This is a genomic window from Massilia sp. UMI-21 (assembly GCA_015277795.1).
Taxonomy (GTDB): Bacteria; Pseudomonadota; Gammaproteobacteria; order Burkholderiales; family Burkholderiaceae_D; genus Telluria.
In genome coordinates, this window is the sequence record CP063848.1 from 4,506,128 (window position 1) to 4,525,225 (window position 19,098).

A 19,098-nucleotide genomic window follows, 5' to 3' on the forward strand; every position below is an offset into this window, starting at 1 on the left:
CGTTTGGTTTGTGCGCTACATCCATTCCGTAGTATTCTCGCGGCAAGACAACCAAGCAGAGCGTTCTCGCAGCATCGGCCTCGTTCATTTACTGTAGTCTGACTACGAGAAGACGCCCAAAGGGCTTGGCCGGTGACGAAGAGGCGCCCGACATACTCATGAGACACTTCTTCGCCACCCTGCTGATCGGCAGCGCCGCCCTGACTCCCTTCGCCGCCTGCGCCCAGTCGCCCGCCATTGCCCACATGGAGCCACCGTTCTGGTGGGCCGGCATGCAGCACAAGGAACTGCAACTGATGGTCCATGGCGAACGCATCGCCGACCTCGAACCCAGCCTCGCCTATCCCGGCGTACGGATCGCCTCGGTTACCCGCGTCCCCAACAGGAACTACCTGTTCGTCAACCTGGAGATCAGCCAGGACGCGCACGCGGGCAAATTCGATATCGTGTTCCGGGGTGCGGGGCGCCAGGCCAGCTACGCCTACCGCTTGCTGGCGCGCGAGCCGGGTTCGGCGCAGCGCATCGGCTTCAACGGCAGCGACGCGATCTACCAGGTGATGCCGGACCGTTTCGCCAACGGCAATCCGGACAACGACTCCACCAGGGACACGCTGGAGAAGGCCAATCGCGCCAACGGTTCGGGGCGCCACGGTGGCGACATCCAGGGCATCATCGACCGCCTCGACTACATCCAGGGCATGGGCTTCACCCAGCTGTGGCCGACGCCGCTGGTCGAGAACGACATGCCGGCCTACTCCTACCATGGCTACGCGGCCACCGACCACTACCGGATCGACCCGCGCTACGGCAGCAACGAAGACGTGCGCCGCCTCTCGCACGAGGCGAAGAAGCGCGGCATCGGCCTGATCCAGGACGTGGTGCTGTCGCACATCGGCAGCGGGCACTGGTGGATGAAGGACTTGCCGACGCCCGACTGGATCAACTACGGTGGCAAGTTCGTGCCGACCCAGCACCACCGCACCGCGGTGCAGGACCCGTATGCCTCGAAAGAAGACGCCGACAACTTCACGCGCGGCTGGTTCGTCGAGAGCATGCCCGACCTGAACCAGTCCAATCCGCTGGTGGCCAATTACCTCATCCAGAACAACATCTGGTGGATCGAGTATGCCGGGCTGTCGGGCCTGCGCATCGACACCTTCGGCTATTCGGACGGCGCCTTCCTGTCGGCGTATACCAGGCGCCTGATGGAGGAATACCCCGGGCTGAACATGGTCGGCGAAGAGTGGAGCACGCGCCCGCCGGTGGTGGCGCGCTGGCAGCGCGGCAAGGACAACTTCGACGGCTACCGGGCCACCATGCCGAGCATGATGGACTTCCCGCTGGCGGAAAGCATGCGCGGCGCCCTGGCCGGCAAGCGCGGCGGCAACGTCTTCACCGATGTGTACGAAACGCTCTCGCTCGACTACCTGTATCCGGAACCGCACAAGCTGGTGCTGTTCGAGGCGAACCACGACGTCTCGCGCATCTGGAGCGAAGTCGGCGAAGACCTCGACCGCTACCGGATGATGATGGTGTTCCTGATGACGATGCCGCGCATCCCGCAGCTCTACACCGGCGACGAGATCCTGATGACCAGCGCCACCGGCGAGCGCGACGACGCCAGCTACCGGCGCGACTTCCCGGGCGGCTGGACCGGCGACAAGATCGATGCCTTCACCGGCAAGGGCCTCAGCGCCCGGCAGCGCGCGGCCCAGGACCTGGTGCGCAAGCTGGCCAACTGGCGCAAGGGCCAGCCGGTGATCCATAAGGGCAAGCTGATGCACTACGGCCCGCGCGACAATACCTGGGTGTACTTCCGCTATGACGATCACAAGAAGGTGCTGGTCGCCTTCAACAACAACCCGAAGGAGATGGTGCTCGACACCGGGCGCTTCCACGAGATGCTCTCCGGCGTGGCGGGCGGGGTCGATGTCCTGAGCGGCAAGCGTTTCGACCTGCGCAAGGCGCTGCGCCTGCCGGCCGGGGCCAGCGTGATCCTCGACCTGGAAGCGGCCCGATGAAGCGCCGCCTGCTGGCCGCCGCCGCCCTCCTCGCCGGCCTGGGCGCATCCGCGCAGGCGCAGGAGCACGCCCGCGAGCTCTACGTCCGCGGCGCCTTCAACGGCTGGGGAACCGACAACGCCCTGGTCCACAAGGGCCAGGGCATCTACCAGGCCGAGATCCTGGTCAGCCCCGGCAACCATGCCTTCAAGGTGGGCAGCCGCGACTGGAGCGACGAATGGGTGGCCGACGCCGACCGGAGCGTGACGGTGGCGCCCGGCAAGCCCTATCGCCTGGCGATCCAGCCCGGGCCGGAAGACTACCTGTTCGTGCGCCAGACCGGCAGCTATCGCTTCACGGTGGATGCCTCCGACCCGGCGGCGCCGACGCTGCGCGTGCTACGCCTGGAGACGCCGCAGACCGCCGCCACGCAAGACCCGCACGCGGGACGCGAGGCCGTCGCGGCGCTGGCCTGGCCGACCTGGGACGGCAAGACCGAGACCGCCCGTTTCTCGACGCCGGACGCAAAGGCGGCCCTGCGCACCTACACCCACTCGACCACCCTGAGCCTGCGCGACCCGGGCCCGCAGCACAGCGAATACCGCGAGGAGGCCGGCCTGCCGCGCATCCGCACAGGCAACCTGGCCTTCGACGCCCTGTTCGCGCTGGCAGGCTCTGAAATGCGCCTCGACTCGGTCAAGCAGATCCGCGACGGCAACTACAACGGCGGCGCCGCCATCCCCTGCGACTGCTTCGAGACCGGCGAGAAGTGGCACTACGTATGGACGCGCGACCTGTCGTATGCGGCCGACCTGGGCCTGGCCCTGCTCGACCCGCAACGGGTGCGCAACTCGCTCGACTTCAAGCTGTCCGGCTGGCGGGCCGGCATCGCCAAGGCGCCGCAGGTGGCGGGCACGCCGGACGGCCTGCAGATCGTGCAGGACACCGGCAGCGGCGGCAGCTGGCCGGTGAGCACCGACCGCGTCACCTGGGCCTTCGCCGCCGAGGAAACCCTGCGCGCCCTCCCCGCCGCCGCGCGCGCCCCGTTCGCACGGCGCGCACTGCGGGCGCTGGTCAACACCATCGAGAACGACCGCATCGCGGCCTTCGACGCCAGGACCGGCCTGTACACGGGCGAGCAGTCCTTCCTCGACTGGCGCGACCAGAGCTACGCCGCGTGGATCCCGGACCACCTGGCCTCGATGGCGACCGCGAAGTCGCTGTCGACCAACGTCGGCCACTACCAGGCCTTGCGCCTGGCCGCGCAGCTGGCGCGCGAGCAGGGCGAGACCGCGCGCGGCAAGCGCTACGCCGGCTGGGCGGCAGCGCTCAAGCGTGCCGTCAACCGCGAACTGTGGCTGAATGATGCCGGCATGTACAGCAGCCTCACCGCCGGACACCTGGACGGCGCACCGATGCACAAGTTCGACTGGCTCGGTCAATCGCTGGCCATCGTCACCGGCATCGCAAGCGAGCAGCGCGCGGCGTCGATCCTGGCGCACTACCCGCACGGACCGATGGGCGCACCCGTCATCTGGCCGCAGCAGCCGGGCATGCCGGTCTACCACAACCGCGCGCTGTGGCCCTTCGTGACGGCCTACGGCCTGCGCGCCGCCGCCCACGCGAACAACGTGGCGGTGGCCGATGCCGCCTACCAGTCCCTGATGCGCGGGGCGGCGCTGAACATGTCGAACATGGAGAACCTCGAATGGCTGTCCGGCCAGCCGCTGCTGCTCGACGAAGGCAATCCCTCGCTGATCGGCCCGGTGATCAACTCGCGACGCCAGCTGTGGTCGGTGGGCGCCTACCTCGGCATGGTGGTGGGACAAGTGTTCGGGGTGTCGCTGCAGGACGACGCCCTGCTCCTGCGGCCCTTCGTCACCGCGAAGCTGCGGCGCGAGATGTTCGGCGCTTCCAGGGACATCAGCCTGCAGGCGCTGCGCCTGCACGGCAAGCGCCTCGACATCCGGATTCGCCTGCCGCAGATGAGCGAGGATGACGGCTACTACGCCGTCGAGGACGTCCTGATCAACGGCCGGCGCAGCGGCGCGCGGGTGGCGCTCGCGCAGCTGAAGGAAGAAAACCAGGTCGAGATCGTGCTCGGCCGGCTGCTCCCCGGCCGGCAAGGGATCCACCGCGTCGCGGACGATCCGTATGCCGCGGGCGGCGCCACCTTCGGCCCGCGCGAACCGGCGATCACCGCCCTGCGGCGCGACGCCCGCGGCACGACCCTGCAGATCGGCGCCGGCGGCCAGGAACCGGACCTGCGCTACAGCGTCTACCGCGACGGCAAGCTGGTCGCGGACGGACTGCCTGCCGGCAGCTGGACCGACCGCGCCGGGAACGCATTCGCCTGCTATGCGGTGGAGGCGCGCTTTGGCACCACCGGCAACCGCAGCCACCACAGCATGCCGCGCTGCGTCGACGACGGCATCGAAGTCGGCGTCACCGATCCGCGCACCGTATCGAACCTGGCGCCGAGCGCGCCGAACGCACGTTTTGCGGCGCCGCACCTGCGCGCCTGGGGCCAGCCCGGCGACCGCTACGCCGTCGAGCGTCTCGACGTGCCGACGGCCGGCACTTACCAAGTGCAAGTGCGTTACCACAATGCTGCGAACCAGGTGAACCTGGGCATCAGCGGCGGGGTGAAGTGGCTGGCGGTGAAGGATGGGCGCGGCCGGATCGTGGCGCAAGGCGTGGTGCAATTGCCGCACGCCCCGCTGGCGAAAACGCATACGCCGACAGTGTATTCGACGCCGCTGGCGGCGCAACTGGCGCCGGGCCGCTACCGCATCGAGATGAGCGACTTCTATAATATGAGCTATCTCGACAGTAACAGCAGCTTCAGCGCGGCCGGCGGGCTCACCGGACCGTCGAACCGCTTCGATATCTACGCGCTGCGCTTGTTGCGGGTAAATTAAGCGCCGGCAGTGGCCGTTTCACCAGGGGCCGGCCGCGTTTGCTTGCGCGACGGTCCCTGCAGCATCAGCCTCAGCCGCCCTTCCAGCACACGGAATTCCAGCGGCATCGCCATGCGGGTCACTTCGCCGTCGGTCGCCACCTTCATGCGCTTGCGGCCGTACAGGGCCGGGGTGCGCACCGTCAGGCGCTTGAAGGCGAAGGCTTCGACGTCATCGGCAGTGCCCAGCTTGCCGAACATGCCGCGTACCAGCAGGCCGAGCAGGCCGAGCTTGCCCATCGGGCGCGGGGCGATGGCAACCAACTGCCCTTCTTCCACCGCCTCGATCAGGCCGTCGCGCATGCCGACCTGTTCCAGCTGCAGACGGTTATTTCCCACAAACAAAGTCGTGGTACGCAGGCGGCGCTCCTTGCCGTCGCGTTCGAGCGTAATGCGCAGGTGCCGGTGCGGCCGCAGCGCGATCTTGATGGCCGAGAAGAAGGCGACCACCCGGCTGCGCCCGTACTGGCGCTTGTCGTGCTCGCGCTCTTCCAGCAGCTTGGGGTACAGGCCGACGCTCGCATTGACCAGAAAGATCTCGTTGTTGAGCAGTCCCACCTGGACCGGATGGACCTTCGCGCGCAGCAGGGCATAGACGGCCTCGGCCAGGTCTTCGGGAATGCCGTGGGTGCGTCCGAAATAATTGAACGTGCCTTGTGGCAAAACGCCGAAGGGGCAGCCGGCCAGCACGGCTTCGTGGGCAACCAGGTTGATGGTGCCGTCGCCGCCCGCCGCCACCAGGATGCCCTCCTCGGCGAGCGCGCGCGCCGCCATGCCGCGCGCCTTGTCCGCCAGCTCGGCCGGATCGTCGACCAGTTCCAGGATGCAGCGGCGGCCGGCGGCGGCCAGCACGCTTTCGATGGTCGAACGGCGCAGCTCGGTCTCCGAATGGCCGGATCCCGCGTTGAGAACAATGAAGAACGGCGCGTCGGGGCGCGGCTCGGTAGTCGGCATCGATGACTCGTTAAACGGTTGGTGGACGGATTGCCAACATCATCCTACCACCCCGGCGAGCGCGCGACGGTACGCTAGCGCGCGTCCGGCAGGTCCATGCGGTAGAGATTGAGCGGGGACTCGCCCGCCACCAGCGCGCGCGTTCCTTCGAAACGCATTCCCAGCCTGAGCAGCAGTGCGATCGAGGCGGCGTTGCCCGGAGTGGCGATGGCCGCGAGCCGCGGGATGCCGAGCCTGCGCGCATGGGCCACCACCGCCCGCGCGGCTTCCAGGGCATACCCCTGGCCGCGGTAGCGCGGCAGGAAGGCATAGCCGATATCGACGTCCTCGAGCGCGTCGCGCTTGACCAGGCCCGACAGGCCGACCGGCACGCCGCCCTGCCCATCCTGGCCGAGCAGCTCCACCATGTACAAGGAATGGCCGCGCGCGCGCTGCATCGCCACCGGCCCCTCCTCGATCGACCTGGCCGCCGCGTCGAGCGTGCGCACGCCGCGGTCGCCGATATGCGCGATGAAGGCCGGGTCGTTGAGGATGTCCAGGTAGACGGCGGCGTCGCCCGCATCCACCAGGCGCAGGCGTTCGGTACGAAGGACTTCGGCGCCGTGCGCCGTCATGCATCCACCGTCGGCCAGTGGTCCGGGTCTTGCAGCAGCTGGTACATCACGTAGGCATCCACATAGCCGAGCCGCTTGTGACGATAGGCCTTGGGCAGGGTGCCGACGATCGAGAAGCCGAGCTTCTTCCACAGCCGGATGGCGGCGGTGTTGGTGCTCACGACGTAGTTGAACTGCATGGCCAGGTAGCCCTGGTGGCGTGCCTCCAGCAGGCAGTGCTCGCCGAGCAGGCGCCCGATGCCAGCTCCCTGCGCCGCGGGGCTGACCATGAAGGACGCATTGGCCACGTGGTGGCCGCGCCCGACCTGGTTCGGGACCAGCCGGTACATGCCGAGCATGCGTCCGCCACCGGACGTCGCGACGAAACTCGACACCTCGGGCCCGAGCCAGTACGCATGGCCCGTCTCGCGCGAGGTGGAGGTGGTGAACGGATAGGTTTCGCCATTGGCGACGTGGGCGCAGAAGATGCTCCACATTGCATCGAAATCATGCTCGCCGGCGGGACGGATCTGAATGTCTTTCACGGCTGTCGGAGGGCGGTACTGAACTGGAAAGCGTTCTATTCTAGCCTCAAACCGTTCGAGATTTCACGAATCGTGCGCCCGATTTTGCATTTGGGCCGGATTTACCGCGTGCCCTGCTGCGGCATCCGGAAATCGGTGCTGGCCGGCCGTCCGGGCAAATGCAGGGTCGCCTGCCCGGCGGGCGCCTCGGCCACCACGGCCCCGCGCCGCACCACCAGCTTGCGCGCCGCGCGCAGGCGGATCGCCTCCACCGTGGAGCCGGCGTCGAGCAGCACCAGGTCGGCCTGGCAACCGGGCGCCAGGCCGTAGCCCTCGAGGCCGAGGATGCGCGCCGGGGTCTCGGTCACCGCCAGGAAGCACTGGTGCATGGCCTCCACGCCCGTCATCTGCGCCACGTGCAATCCCATGTGCGCCACTTCGAGCATGTCGCCCGACCCCATGCCGTACCAGGGATCGAGCACGCAGTCGTGGCCGAAGGCGACGTCGACGCCGGCCGCGAGCAGCTCCGGCACGCGCGTCATGCCGCGCCGCTTCGGATAGCTGTCGTGGCGGCCCTGCAGGGTGATGTTGATCAGGGGGTTGGCGATCGCCGCGACGCCGCTTTCCGCGATCAGCGGCAGCAGCTTGCTCACGTAGTAGTTGTCCATCGAGTGCATCGAGGTCAGGTGCGATCCGGCCACCAGGCCTTGCAGGCCGAGGCGATAGGTCTCGGCGGCCAGGGTCTCGATGTGGCGCGACATCGGGTCGTCGGTCTCGTCGCAGTGCATGTCCACGCGCAGGGCCTGTTCCGCCGCATACTCGCACAGGAGGCGGATCGATTCGGCGCCGTCCTGCATGGTGCGCTCGTAGTGCGGAATGCCGCCGACCACGTCGACGCCCATCGCAATGGCGCGCTTGAGGTTGTCGAAGGCGCCGGCGCTGCGCAGCAGGCCATCCTGCGGGAAGGCCACCAGCTGCAGGTCGAGATAGGGCGCGACCTGCTTGCGCACCTGCAGCAAGGCCTCGACCGCCAGCAGGCGGTCGTCGCAGATGTCGACATGGGTGCGGATGGCCAGCAGCCCGCGCGCCACCGCCCAATCGCAGTAGCGCAGCGCACGCTCGACCAGTGCGTCCTGCGCCAGTTGAGGCTTGAGTTCACCCCACAGGCGGATCCCTTCCAGCAGGGTGCCGCTGCGGTTCACCCGCGGCAGGCCGTAGCTGAGCGTGGAATCCATATGGAAATGCGCATCGACGAAGGGCGGGCTGACCAGGTCACCATTGGCCTCGATCTCGCGCGCGCCCTGCGCCGCCAGTCGCTTTTCCACGGCGACGATGCGTTCGCCGTTGATGCCGATGTCGATGTCGCGGCTGCCATCCGGCAGGGTGGCGTTGCGAATCACGAGATCCATGCGCTTCTCCTATTTTGTCCCCGATTGTAAACATTTCTTGCGGGATGCGGCGGCTGAACAAGCTAACCAATGTCTGCCATGCTGCATCGCAATATTTCCTTAACTAAACTGTGCAATAAATGGTTGGCAACGTCCCCCTTTCGTGGCTACACTAGGCAATATTGCAGTGCGCCATAAATGACTGACAAGGAAATCCAATGAATCCACTTCGTGACCAGTTTTCCGCAGTAAGCAAGACCCAGTTCGACGCGCAGTTCGCTTTCTTCGATGCCATGACCAGGCAGGCGCTGGAAAGCGCGGGCCGCCTTGCCGCCCTCAATCTGGCCATGTCGCGCGATGCGCTCCAGCGTTCGCTCGGCGCCTCGTTCGCGCTGATGAGCGCGCGCGATCCGCGCGACGTCCTCGCCGTGGGCGGCCAGGCCCAGGAACAGATGCGCGAGCTGTTCTCCTATGGCCAGGATCTGCTCGGCATCGCCAGCGCCGTGCGCCCGCATGCGCTGCGTCCGGCGCCCGTGCAGCCGCAGGCTCCCCAACTGGCGATCGAGACCGTGGAACTGATCGAGCACAGGCTCGCCGAGACGGTGGCCGAGGCTGCTCCGGCCGCTGGCGCGCAGGTGGAAGCGGCCGCCGGGGCCGCTCCTGCCATCGAACCGGCCATCGAACCATCCATCGAACCGGTCGTCGTCGCCGCGCCGGCGCAGGCGCCGCTGGCTGCCGCGGCGCCGGTCCCGGTCGCCGAACCGACCAGCATCGCCAGGGCCGCCGGCAAAGGCACGCTCCGTGCCGCCACCGCTCCCCATCCCGCAGCGGCGCCGGTCGCCGCGGCCGCTGGCGGCAAGGAAGCCGAGGCGCCGAAGCTCGTCACCCCGCACTCCTCTTCCAGGCGCAGGAAATAAAAGCTGCACGGGCGCGGCTGCGCCCGTCCGGCAAAGCGACTACACTAGCGGGCTTCGGCCCGCTCGTCGTTTCTGGACGCCAGGCGGGACGCTTCATCTCCAAGGAACAACATGAGTCTCGCAAGGCTGATCGGCGGTTTCGTCCGCCGGCACTGGCATGCCTATGTCTCGTCGGCCTTCATGCTGGCCGGCGTAGCCATCTGCACGGTCTTGATTCCGCGCAAGGTCGGCGCCCTGATCGACGGCCTGGCCGCACAAAGCCTCGACCGGCACGCGCTGCTGCTCGGCCTGGCGCAACTGCTCGGTCTGGGCGTGGCCATCTACGTGCTGCGGGTCGGCTGGCGCATCCGCCTGTATTCGGCCGCCTACAACCTCGGCGTCGAACTGCGCACGCGCCTGTACGCGCGGCTGGCGGCGCAAGGGCCGGCCTTTTACCAGCGCCAGCGCACCGGCGACCTGATGGCGCTGGCCACCAACGACGTCGATGCCATCGAGATGGCGGCCGGCGAGGCGATGCTGGCCGGCTTCGACGGCACCCTGACCCTGGTCATGGTGCTGGGCATCATGACGCTCGGCGTGGATGCACGCCTGGCCGGCATCGCCCTGCTGCCCTTTCCGCTGATGGCCTTCGCCTTCTGGCGCATCTCGTCCCACATCCATACGGCGGAAGGCGACGCCCTCAAGCGCTTCTCGGCCCTGAACGACCATGTGCAGGAATCGCTGTCGGGCGTGCGCACCCTGCGCGCCCTCGGCCTGGAAGCGCGCAGCAGCGCCCAGTTCAGCGAACTGGCCGAGAACGCGGCCGCCGCCAGCCTCAGCGCGCGGCGCTGGGAGGCGGCCTACGAGCCCGCCGTCGGCCTGACCCTGACCGCCGCCACCGGCCTGACCCTGGGCCTGGGCGGCTACCTGGTCTGGAACAACGAGCTGACGGTGGGCGCGCTCACCAGCTTCACGATGTACCTGGGCCAGCTGATCTGGCCGATGTTCGCCGCCGGCTGGGTGCTGTCGCTGATCGAGCGCGGACGCGCCGGCCTGGCGCGCCTGCAGCCGCTGCTCGACATGCCGCTCACGGTCGAAGACACGGGCACGCTGGACGGCGTCGGGCGCGGCGCCCTGGCGCTCGACGCCGTGCGCTTTGCCTACCATGCGGCGGAACACCCGGCGCTGGACGGGGTGTCGGTACGGGTGGAACCGGGCCAGACCCTGGGCCTGGTCGGTCCGACCGGCGCCGGCAAGTCGACCCTGCTGCGCGTGCTTCTGCGCCAGGTCACGCCGCAACAGGGCACGGTCACCTGGGCCGGCCAGCCGCTGGAAGCCTACCGGCTGGCCGCGCTGCGCGCGGCCATGAGCTGGGTGCCGCAGGAATCCTTCCTGTTTTCGAGCACGATCGCGGAGAACATCGCCCTGGCCCGTCCGGGCGCCTCGCGTGCCGAGATCGAGGAAGCGGCGAAGATGGCCTCGATCCATGACGACATCCTGCGCTTCCCGCACGGCTACGATACGCCGGTGGGCGAGAAAGGCATCACCCTGTCGGGCGGCCAGCGCCAGCGGGTCGCGATCGCGCGCGCGCTGCTGGCCGACAGCGCCCTGCTGCTGCTCGACGATGCGCTGTCGGCGGTGGACACCGGCACCGAGACCCGCATCCTCGAACACCTGGAAGCGCTGCGCAACAGGGGCGGAGCATCGCGGCCGGAACGCGCCGCCATCATCGCCAGCCACCGCCTGTCCGCCGTGGCCGGGGCCGACCGCATCGTGGTGCTGCGCGACGGTCGCATCACCGAGTCCGGCACCCATGACGAACTGCTTGCCCTGGACGGCTGGTATGCCAGCCAGTGGCGCTACCAACAACTGGAGGCCAGCATTGACGCCGCCTGACAACATCCCTGAAAAAGGCGCGACAAAAGGGGCAATGCGGGCCCAGGCCGCGCGGGCCGCGGGCCTGCTGCGCCGCGCCGCCGCCCCCGACCGCCGTCACCTGTATTGGGCCACGCTGTGGCTGGCCCTGGCCGCCGGTCTGGAAGTCATCGGTCCGCTGCTGGGCAAGGCGCTGATCGACGACCATCTCCTGACCCGCCAGCTGGACTGGACCCGCATGTCGCTGCTGCTGGGCGGCCTGGTGCTCACCGGCTGGGCCTCGTCGTGGATCCGCTACCTGCAGCTGATCCGCCTGTCGGGCCTGGCCATGCGCTCGGTGCGGCGCCTGCGCGAATGGGTCTACGAGCATGTGCTGCGCCTGCCGATGGCCTTTTTCGATCGCGCCATCACCGGCCAGCTGGTGAGCCGCGTCACCAACGACACCGAGGCGGTCAAGACGCTGTACATCCAGGTGCTGTTCGTGATGCTCGACTCGAGCATCGTGCTGCTCGGGACCATGGCGGCGATGGCCTGGCTCGACTGGCGCCTGATGCTGGTGGTGCTGGCCCTGGTGCCGGCCGTGGTCGGCATCGTCTGGCTGTACCAGCGCCTGTCGGCGCCGGCCGTGACCCGCGCGCGCGCCCTGCGCAGCGACATCAACGGCCAGATCGCCGAATCGATCGGCGGCATGAGCGTGCTCCAGGCGAGCAATGCCGCCAACCGCTTCGGCGAACGCTTCGTCCACACCAACCGGGCGCACCGCAAGGCACGACTGGCAGAGCTGCGCGCCAACGCCTTCCTGCTGCGCCCGGCACTGGACCTGCTCAACGTGCTCCTCCTGATCATCGTGATCTACGGCTTCGGCCAGCGCCAGATGAATGCGGTCGAAGTAGGCGTGCTGTACGCCTTCATCAGCTACATCGCGCGGGTGGTCGAGCCGCTCATCCAGATCACGATGCAGTTCAGCGGCCTGCAGCAGGCGGTGGTGGCCACCGCGCGCGTGTCGCAGCTGCTGGAAGAGAGCGGCGCGGCCGAACACGCGCAGGGACGGATCGGCAACGCGGCGCCGTTCGACCCGCACGCTCCCGCGGTTCGCGTGCGCGACGTGGACTTCGGCTACATCGAGGGCCAGCGCGTGCTGCACGCGCTGTCGCTCGAGGTTCCGCAGGGCGCGTTCTTCGGCATCGTCGGCCACACCGGCAGCGGCAAGTCGACCCTGCTGTCGCTGCTGCTGCGCTACTACACTGCGGACCAAGGCAGCATCGAGATCGGTGGCCTGCCACTCGGCACGATCGGCAACGAGCGCTTCCGCAACGAAGTCGGCCTGGTGCCGCAGGACCCGTTCATCCTGGCCGCGACGGCGCGCGAGAACATCGACATGGGACGCGGCCTGCCGCCCGAGCGCATCGAAGCGGCGGCGCGCGCCGCGCATGCGCACGGTTTCATCGCCGCGCTCGAACAGGGTTACGAAACCCAGCTGGGCGAAGGCGGCTCGCGCCTGTCCTCGGGCCAGAAGCAGCTGGTGGCGATCGCCCGTGCGCTGGCGGGCCAGCCGCGCATCCTGCTGCTGGACGAGGCGACTTCGCGCATCGACAGCGCCACCGAGCAGATCGTGCAGGAAGCGCTGGAAGAACTGCGCGGCCAGGTGACCATCATCGCGATCGCGCACCGGCTGTCGACCATCCGCGCGGCCGACCGCATCATCGTGCTGAACCACGGCCGCATCGCCGAAGCCGGCGCGCACGACGACCTGATGCGCATCGAGGGCGGCCTGTACCAGCGCCTGTACCTGCTGCAGCAGATCGCGCTCTAGTCGGCCCGGCCCGGGCCCTGGCGCCCCGGCACCAGGCGCCGCGGGTCGCGGCGCCGGATCTCGTCCACCACCTGGGCGGCCATGCGGTCGAGCGCCGCGAAATGCGGCCCCAGGCCCTGCCGCAGGGCGGCCGGGACGCTGTCGGCGCACCAGCCGAGCAGCATGCACAGTTCCAGGGTGCGCGGCGCCCCCGCTCCGCAGTCGGCGCCCAGGCGGCAGGCGACCAGGGCGCCGCCGAACGGAATGCCGCGCGCGGTCGAATCCTGTTCGTCGCGGCCTGGCGCGCGCTCGTGGAAGACCGGCGCCACCAGCGAGGCGATGACCTCCGGATTTCCCTGCTCGAAGGCTGCCAGCAGCATGCGCGCCCGGCCATCCGGGCCATCCGCGGCCAGGTAGTCGAACATGCTGCCCAGCAGCGGATCGGTGGCCAGGTCGAGATGGCGCGCCGCGCCCAGTTCGCGTTCGGCGTCTTCCAGGCCATCCGGGGTGAAATCGCAGCGCCGCTGCAGTTCCGCGGCGGCCGCGCGGCGCGGTTCCGGCAAGCTGGACGGCGCCTGGTCCAGCGCGCGGCGGCAGGTCTCGAGGACGCTGCTCGCGTAGAAATAGGCGCCGTTTCCCGGCTTGCGCATGGCCTCGTAGAAAAACACCCGGAGGTTCGTCGCCTGCACGAATTTCGCATGCATGTCGCGCCACGCAGCCGGCGCCTGCCGCGCCGGCGGAACCGGCGTGGCGCCCTGGTCCACGCCCGTGCCCGCGCCCTTCCCCGTGCCCTGCGGCGCCGGCACGGCGGCGGGCGGCCGCGGGGCGACCGGCGCCGGTGGGGGAAGGGTCAGCATCACCGCGCCGGCCAGCAGGCCGGCCGACACGAGACCGATGGCGATTTCACGTATTCGCATATGGCTGGCAGCGCATTCGGGATATCGCCATGGTAACAGCCCGCGCCCTGCCCCCGCAGGACCGCTAGGCGCGCCTGCTCGCGGCGGCGCCGGCGGCCACCGCCGCCAGGCCCGCCACGAGGAAGCCGCCGGCCGTGCGCAGCGTGGCATCCCCATGAAAGCCGACCACGTCCATCATGGCCATGCCCCTGGTTTGTATCATCACGTAAAAGCCGAACAGGAACAGGCCAAGGAACAGACGCGGCGTGCGGCTCAGTTGACCGAACAGGGCGGCGCAGCCGGACAATGCCACGATCCCGGCCAGCACCGCGAAGGCGCGCACCGGGTCGTCCATGCTCCAGCGCAGCGCGATCGTCCCCATGAACAGCAGGCCGAGCAACAACGCGGCCGCCCACTGGCGCAGGAAGCGGCGCCGGATGCCGCCCGGGACGGCCGCGCTCAGGGCCGCGCAGCCGGCGCTGATATCGCGCGTGCTGCTCTCGCTGCACAGGACGCCCCACAACACCAGCGCCGTGGCCAGCAGGCCGGGCAGGACGCCCGCCGGCAGCAGCAGCCCGCCCGCCAGGCAGGCGGCAATCGCCGCGATCGCGCTGGGCGCGGACGCCAGGACCAGGCCGCAATCGGCCAGCACCTGGCCGCCCGGCCCCGGCAGGCGCGCGGCCAGGCGCATCAGGGGCGCGAGCACCCGCGCCAGCGGCCGCAGCCAGCCGTCGAGCAGTGCCAGCGGGGAGCGGCGCCGGCGCGCCTTGCCGGCCCTGACCCGATCCGGCGAAAAGCGATGGAACAGGAACACCGCAGGCAGCAGCGGCAGCAGCGCCACCACCGCGGACAGCAGGCGCTCCCGCACCACGGCCCCGCTCCACAGCCACTGCGGCAGCGTGTATGGCGCCAGCGCGGCGTCGAAGGGCATGCTGCCGATGCCCATGGCGCGGGTATCGACCTGGCCGCGCAGCGCGGCAATGGCGTTGGCGGTGCCGGTGAAGTCGAGCCAGGCCAGCGAGGCCGCCGCGCCACCCTCCTCGACTGTCGCGCCGAACGACAGCATGCCCATCCAGACCACGAAATACAGCAGGTCGCCGCCCTTGCCCATGAGCGGACTCCAGCTGTCGCACAGCACGGCGCAGCTGGCGGCGAACAAGGCCATGGGCAGCAGCAGCAAGGCATAGGTCTGCAGGTAGACCAGCAGCTGCACCGGACCGTCGCCGCGCAGCAGGTGACATGCCAGGGTGGTGAGCATGAAGGCGCCGAGCAGCAGCACCAGCCAGCCGACCGCCCCGAGCCAGCGGCTGAGCACCAGCAGCGCGTCGCCGGCCGGGGTGGCGCCGATCACGCCGCCGATTCCGCTGCGCAGGTCCTCGCCGGTGCGTCCGCGCGCCAGGTAGAAGCCGGCCAGGCTGAACAGCAGGCCGGCCAGGGTGGCGCTGCCCAGTGCCAGCGCGGAGCTGGTGTAGCGCACGCGCGCGCCGCTCACCACCATCAGGGCCTTGCCGCTGGCGACGTCGGCGATCATGGCCCAGCTCACCGCCACCACGGCCAGCACCGCGGCCAGGGTGGACAGGCGGCGCAGGCGCAGGCGCACCTCGCTGGCGGCCAGCAGGAACAGGGGATGCGAGTTCATGCCGCCTCCGCCTGCACGGCGTAGCGCTGCGCCATCAGCGCTTCTTCCAGGCTCGGTTCGGCCGGGCGCGCACCCGCGCAAGGCAGCTCGGGGTGGGCAATGCGCAGCACCATGCGGCCATCCTGGCGCTGGGCGCCCAGCACGTGGACACGCTCGCGCAGCGCGGCGTAGTCGTCCGCCGGCACGCTGGCGGTCCAGACCTGGCCGCGGGCGCGCCCCAGGATGCCCTCCGGGGTCGCGTGCGCCACCAGCCGCCCGCAACGCATGATCGCCAGCTCGGTGGCGATGCTCTCCACGTCAGACACGATGTGGGTCGACAGGATCACCAGCTTGCCCTGGCCGAGCTCCGCCAGCAGGTTGCGAAAGCGCAGCCGCTCCTCGGGGTCGAGCCCGGCGGTGGGCTCGTCGACCACCAGGATGTCGGGGTCGTTCAGCAGCGCCTGCGCGATGCCGAGGCGGCGTTTCATGCCGCCCGAGAACGAGGCCGCCGGACGCCGCGCCTGGTCGTGCAGGTTGACCAGTTCGAGCAGGCGGCGCACACGTCCCGGATCGCGCACGCCCTTCAGCGCGGCAAAGTACTGCATGAATTCGAGCGCGCTCAGGTTCGGATAGACGCCGAAGTCCTGCGGCAGGTAGCCTAGCCGCCGGCGAATCGCGTCCGGCTTGCGCACGATATCCGCGCCGTCGAACAGGATCTGCCCGGCGCTGGGACGCGCCAGGGTGGCGATCATGCCCATCAGGGTGGACTTGCCGGCGCCGTTGTGGCCGATCAGGCCGACGACGCCCGGCCCAAGGGACAGCGACACCTGGTCGACCGCCTTGACGTCCTTGCCGAAATACTTGGTCACCGCGCGCAGCTCCAGCATGTGTTTCCCCCCATAGTCTTGTCGGGTTCGACTATAGGGACATCGCCAGGGGTAGCGCCAGCCATTTGCGACAAACGGTCGACATCGGGGGATGGACGTCCAATGAGAATGACTATTATTGATTACAAATATGTGTCTTTTCTGTGACAATTGAAGAGAAACTGAATTTCCTGTTTGCAACAGGAATATAATTAGTCATCACGATCGCGATACCAGCGGATGTCTTCTTGACGGTAGCCCGAGACCTTTCCATGACCGCCTCCTCCCCTCCCCCGCCGACGCCTTCCCGCGGCATCGCCCTTGTCGTGGCGCTGTGCATTGCGGCGGGCGCGGTGGCGGGCGAGACGGCGGCGCCGGCGGCCGGGAGCACCGCGCTGGCCGGGCGCCTGGCGCAGATTCGCGAGATCAACAAGTATGTGCCGAAACAGGCCCTGCCGATGCTGCTCGCGATCGAAACGGAAGGGCGGGCGGCGCCGCTGGCGCAACGCATCGAATTCCTCAACCAGCTGTCGAATGGCTATGACGGTGTCGGCAAGCTCGATGCGGCCGACGCCGTTGCCGACGAGCTGGTGGCGCTCGGCCGCCAGCACAACAACAACATCGCCGTGGCCAAGGGGCTGCTGCGCAAGGCTTACATGGCCTACCGCCGTTCGGAGCTGGCCGAATCGCATCGCCTGGCATGGGAAGCCGAACGCCTGGCCTTCACCACCGACGACATCGAACTGCAGGTGCGCACCGCGATTTCCTCGGGCGAGTCCTTCGCCGAGGAAGGCAACTTCCCGAAGGCGCTGGCGCGCCTGCAGGTCGCCGCGGCGGTCGCGCGCAAGCATGGCGATCCGACCCAGGTGGTCATGTCGCTCAATGCACTGATCGCCCTGTACGCGCAGATGCGCGAATACGACAAGGGCTTCGAGGCGCTGAACGAAGCCTTCGGGGCGGCCCGGAAGACGGATTCGCCCGGCCGCATGTCCACCCTCAAGCATGCGGAATATAACCTGGCCGCCGGCACCGGCCAGTACGAACGCGGCCTCAAGGCACTGCAGGAAAGCCTGGCCATCGAACGCCGCCTCGGGGCCGATTCGATGGTCGCCTATACGCTGGTCAACCTTTCGGACTGCTACCTGAAACTGCGCGACTACCGCAATGCCGCGCACTACGCCGAACAAACCATCACCGCGGCGCGCGCGCTGAATGACGCGGGCCTGGAAGCGACCGCGCGCCTGAACCTGGGCCAGGCCTACCTGGCCCTCGGCCGCCTGGTGGAAGGCAAGCGCCATATCGAGGCCGGCATGTCGGCCTACGAGAACCTGGGCGACCAGCCGGCGCTGCAGGAGGTGCTGGTGGAATACGGCCAGGCGCTCGAACGCGTCGGCGACCTGCCGGGCGCGCTGCGCGCCTACCACCGCGAACGGGCGATCTCGAACGAGCTGTTCGAGAAGCGCCGCCAGCGCGCAGTGCTCGACCTGCAGGAAAAATACGAGACCGAAAAGAAACAGCGCGAAATCGAACTGCTGCGCAGCGAAAACGAGGTCAACCGCCTGGAGCAGCGTGTCTGGTGGCTGCTGGCGGCGGTTTTCGCGCTGGCTTCGGCCGTGGTCGGTCTCTTGTACCGCAAGGTGCGCCAGGCCAACGCCAAGCTGTACGAGAAAAACAGGGAACTCAAGCAGCAGAGCGTGTGCGACCCGCTGACGGGACTGTACAACCGGCGCCACTTCCTGGAGTTCATGCACACCATGCCCCAGCCCGAGGCGCAGGAAGACAGCGCGGCGCGCGAACAATGCGGCGCATTGTTCCTGCTCGACGTCGACCATTTCAAGCACGTCAACGATACCTGGGGCCACGCCGCCGGCGACGCGGTGCTGACCGCGATTGCCGCCAGCCTGCGCGAGATCCTGCGCGAGACCGACATGATCGTGCGCTGGGGCGGCGAAGAATTTCTTGCCTTCCTGCCGAGCATTCCGCGCGCGGAACTGGACGACGTCGCCCAGCGCATCCTGAGCGGCATCTCGGCGGTGCGGATCGCGCACGGCGGCCAGGTGCTGACGGTGAACGTGTCGATCGGCTTCGCGCCCTTCCCGCTGGCCTGCGGCGGCCTGGTCTTGCCGTGGGAGCGCGCGGTCAACATGGTGGACATGGCCCTGTACCTGGCCAAGTCGCATGGCCGCAACCGCGCCTATGGCGTACAGGGCTTCGGCAACCCGGCCGAGGTGCGCATGGAAGAGATCGAGCAGAACCTCGAGGGCGCCTGGCGCGCGGGCAAGGTGCAGCTGTCGGTGGTGACGGGGAGCCAGCAGGATCTGCGCGCCAGCGCATGATGCGAGCGCAGTCGCATCGCATGCCGGCGCTGAACGCGCGGTCGGCCGAGCCGACCACCCTACGAACTTCGCTATCCCGTTGCCGGCATCAATCAGACCTTAGTCGACCGCCTGCTGGAGCTTCTCGCCGGCGTCTTCCACCTTCTTGCCGACTTCCTCGGTGGCCCGCTTCAGGCCGCCCTTGGCATCCCTGGTGGCATCCTTGATCTTGTCGCGCGCTTCGTCGGCGGCGCGATCGGCCCTGGCCAGCTCGCTGTCGAGCTGGCGCGAGACGCGCGCACCGGCTTCGTCGAGCGCCTTGCCGGCCCGTTGCGCCGGTCCTAACGCTTCCTCATCGCGGCTGCAGCCTGCCAGCGCGGCAAGCAGCAGCAGCGTGCCCAAGATGCTCGTTTTCATGTCCG

General features: G+C 68.8%; 14 protein-coding genes. 6 read left to right on the forward strand and 8 right to left on the reverse strand.

Annotated features, from left to right (window positions below):
- The first annotated feature begins 158 nt into the window (after positions 1-158).
- On the forward strand, positions 159-2,021 hold the full coding sequence (locus IM543_19875; GenBank protein ID QOY93772.1) for a glycoside hydrolase family 13 protein: 1,863 nt from the start codon (positions 159-161) through the stop codon (positions 2,019-2,021).
- Complete coding sequence (locus IM543_19880) at positions 2,018-4,921, forward strand: esterase (GenBank protein ID QOY93773.1); 2,904 nt, start codon at positions 2,018-2,020, stop codon at positions 4,919-4,921. Before IM543_19875 ends, IM543_19880 begins: the two co-directional genes overlap by 4 nt.
- On the opposite strand, the gene IM543_19885 is transcribed toward IM543_19880, so the two are convergent.
- From IM543_19885 to IM543_19900, 4 genes are all read right to left on the reverse strand, one after another.
- Positions 4,918-5,913, reverse strand: a complete 996-nt coding sequence (locus tag IM543_19885; GenBank protein ID QOY93774.1) for a diacylglycerol kinase — start codon at positions 5,911-5,913, stop codon at positions 4,918-4,920. The genes IM543_19880 and IM543_19885 overlap by 4 nt on opposite strands.
- Before the next feature lie 74 nt (positions 5,914-5,987).
- On the reverse strand, positions 5,988-6,527 hold the full coding sequence (locus tag IM543_19890; protein QOY93775.1) for a GNAT family N-acetyltransferase: 540 nt from the start codon (positions 6,525-6,527) through the stop codon (positions 5,988-5,990).
- Positions 6,524-7,042, reverse strand: coding sequence for a GNAT family N-acetyltransferase (locus IM543_19895; GenBank protein QOY96773.1), 519 nt, complete (start codon positions 7,040-7,042; stop codon positions 6,524-6,526). The genes IM543_19890 and IM543_19895 overlap by 4 nt, the downstream gene beginning before the upstream one ends.
- A 110-nt stretch (positions 7,043-7,152) precedes the next feature.
- Entirely contained in the window at positions 7,153-8,439 is a 1,287-nt protein-coding gene (locus IM543_19900; protein ID QOY93776.1) for an amidohydrolase family protein, read from the reverse strand.
- Between the two features lie 197 nt (positions 8,440-8,636).
- Between IM543_19900 and IM543_19905 the strand changes: the two genes are divergently transcribed.
- The 3 genes from IM543_19905 to IM543_19915 all read left to right on the forward strand — a co-directional run bounded on the left by IM543_19905 (position 8,637) and on the right by IM543_19915 (position 13,002).
- The gene (locus IM543_19905) at positions 8,637-9,335 is read left to right on the forward strand and encodes a phasin family protein (protein QOY93777.1); all 699 of its coding nucleotides are present in this window, start codon (positions 8,637-8,639) and stop codon (positions 9,333-9,335) included.
- 111 nt (positions 9,336-9,446) lie between these two features.
- Positions 9,447-11,210 (forward strand): ATP-binding cassette domain-containing protein, encoded by a 1,764-nt coding sequence (locus IM543_19910; protein QOY93778.1) that lies wholly within the window; start codon positions 9,447-9,449, stop codon positions 11,208-11,210.
- 34 nt (positions 11,211-11,244) lie between these two features.
- Positions 11,245-13,002 carry an ATP-binding cassette domain-containing protein gene (locus tag IM543_19915; protein ID QOY93779.1) on the forward strand — a complete coding sequence of 586 codons (1,758 nt, stop codon included), beginning with the start codon at positions 11,245-11,247 and terminating at the stop codon, positions 13,000-13,002.
- Here the strand turns inward: IM543_19915 and IM543_19920 are convergent.
- The 3 genes from IM543_19920 to IM543_19930 form a co-directional block, all read right to left on the reverse strand.
- Positions 12,999-13,898 (reverse strand): hypothetical protein, encoded by a 900-nt coding sequence (locus IM543_19920; protein ID QOY93780.1) that lies wholly within the window; start codon positions 13,896-13,898, stop codon positions 12,999-13,001. The two genes, IM543_19915 and IM543_19920, sit on opposite strands and share 4 nt — an antisense overlap.
- 64 nt (positions 13,899-13,962) lie before the next feature.
- Entirely contained in the window at positions 13,963-15,516 is a 1,554-nt protein-coding gene (locus IM543_19925) for a hypothetical protein (GenBank protein ID QOY93781.1), read from the reverse strand.
- Positions 15,513-16,382: an ABC transporter ATP-binding protein gene (locus IM543_19930; GenBank protein ID QOY93782.1), complete on the reverse strand. Its 870-nt coding sequence runs from the start codon at positions 16,380-16,382 to the stop codon at positions 15,513-15,515. Before IM543_19930 ends, IM543_19925 begins: the two co-directional genes overlap by 4 nt.
- 251 nt (positions 16,383-16,633) lie before the next feature.
- Between IM543_19930 and IM543_19935 the strand changes: the two genes are divergently transcribed.
- Positions 16,634-18,697 (forward strand): GGDEF domain-containing protein, encoded by a 2,064-nt coding sequence (locus IM543_19935; protein ID QOY93783.1) that lies wholly within the window; start codon positions 16,634-16,636, stop codon positions 18,695-18,697.
- A gap of 99 nt (positions 18,698-18,796) precedes the next feature.
- Here IM543_19935 and IM543_19940 read toward each other — a convergent pair whose 3' ends face one another.
- A complete protein-coding gene (locus IM543_19940) occupies positions 18,797-19,081 on the reverse strand; it encodes a hypothetical protein (GenBank protein QOY96774.1) in 285 nt (94 codons plus the stop codon).
- Positions 19,082-19,098: the final 17 nt, after the last annotated feature.

What these genes read in the sequence shown, in the direction of transcription:
- IM543_19875 (QOY93772.1), top strand. Translation starts at nt 159, where the DNA reads ATGAGACACTTCTTCGCCACCCTGCTGATCGGCAGCGCCGCCCTGACT.
- IM543_19880 (QOY93773.1), top strand. Translation starts at nt 2,018, where the DNA reads ATGAAGCGCCGCCTGCTGGCCGCCGCCGCCCTCCTCGCCGGCCTGGGC.
- IM543_19885 (QOY93774.1), bottom strand. Translation starts at nt 5,913, where the DNA reads ATGCCGACTACCGAGCCGCGCCCCGACGCGCCGTTCTTCATTGTTCTC.
- IM543_19890 (QOY93775.1), bottom strand. Translation starts at nt 6,527, where the DNA reads ATGACGGCGCACGGCGCCGAAGTCCTTCGTACCGAACGCCTGCGCCTG.
- IM543_19900 (QOY93776.1), bottom strand. Translation starts at nt 8,439, where the DNA reads ATGGATCTCGTGATTCGCAACGCCACCCTGCCGGATGGCAGCCGCGAC.
- IM543_19905 (QOY93777.1), top strand. Translation starts at nt 8,637, where the DNA reads ATGAATCCACTTCGTGACCAGTTTTCCGCAGTAAGCAAGACCCAGTTC.
- IM543_19910 (QOY93778.1), top strand. Translation starts at nt 9,447, where the DNA reads ATGAGTCTCGCAAGGCTGATCGGCGGTTTCGTCCGCCGGCACTGGCAT.
- IM543_19915 (QOY93779.1), top strand. Translation starts at nt 11,245, where the DNA reads ATGCGGGCCCAGGCCGCGCGGGCCGCGGGCCTGCTGCGCCGCGCCGCC.
- IM543_19920 (QOY93780.1), bottom strand. Translation starts at nt 13,898, where the DNA reads ATGCGAATACGTGAAATCGCCATCGGTCTCGTGTCGGCCGGCCTGCTG.
- IM543_19925 (QOY93781.1), bottom strand. Translation starts at nt 15,516, where the DNA reads ATGAACTCGCATCCCCTGTTCCTGCTGGCCGCCAGCGAGGTGCGCCTG.
- IM543_19930 (QOY93782.1), bottom strand. Translation starts at nt 16,382, where the DNA reads ATGCTGGAGCTGCGCGCGGTGACCAAGTATTTCGGCAAGGACGTCAAG.
- IM543_19935 (QOY93783.1), top strand. Translation starts at nt 16,634, where the DNA reads ATGACCGCCTCCTCCCCTCCCCCGCCGACGCCTTCCCGCGGCATCGCC.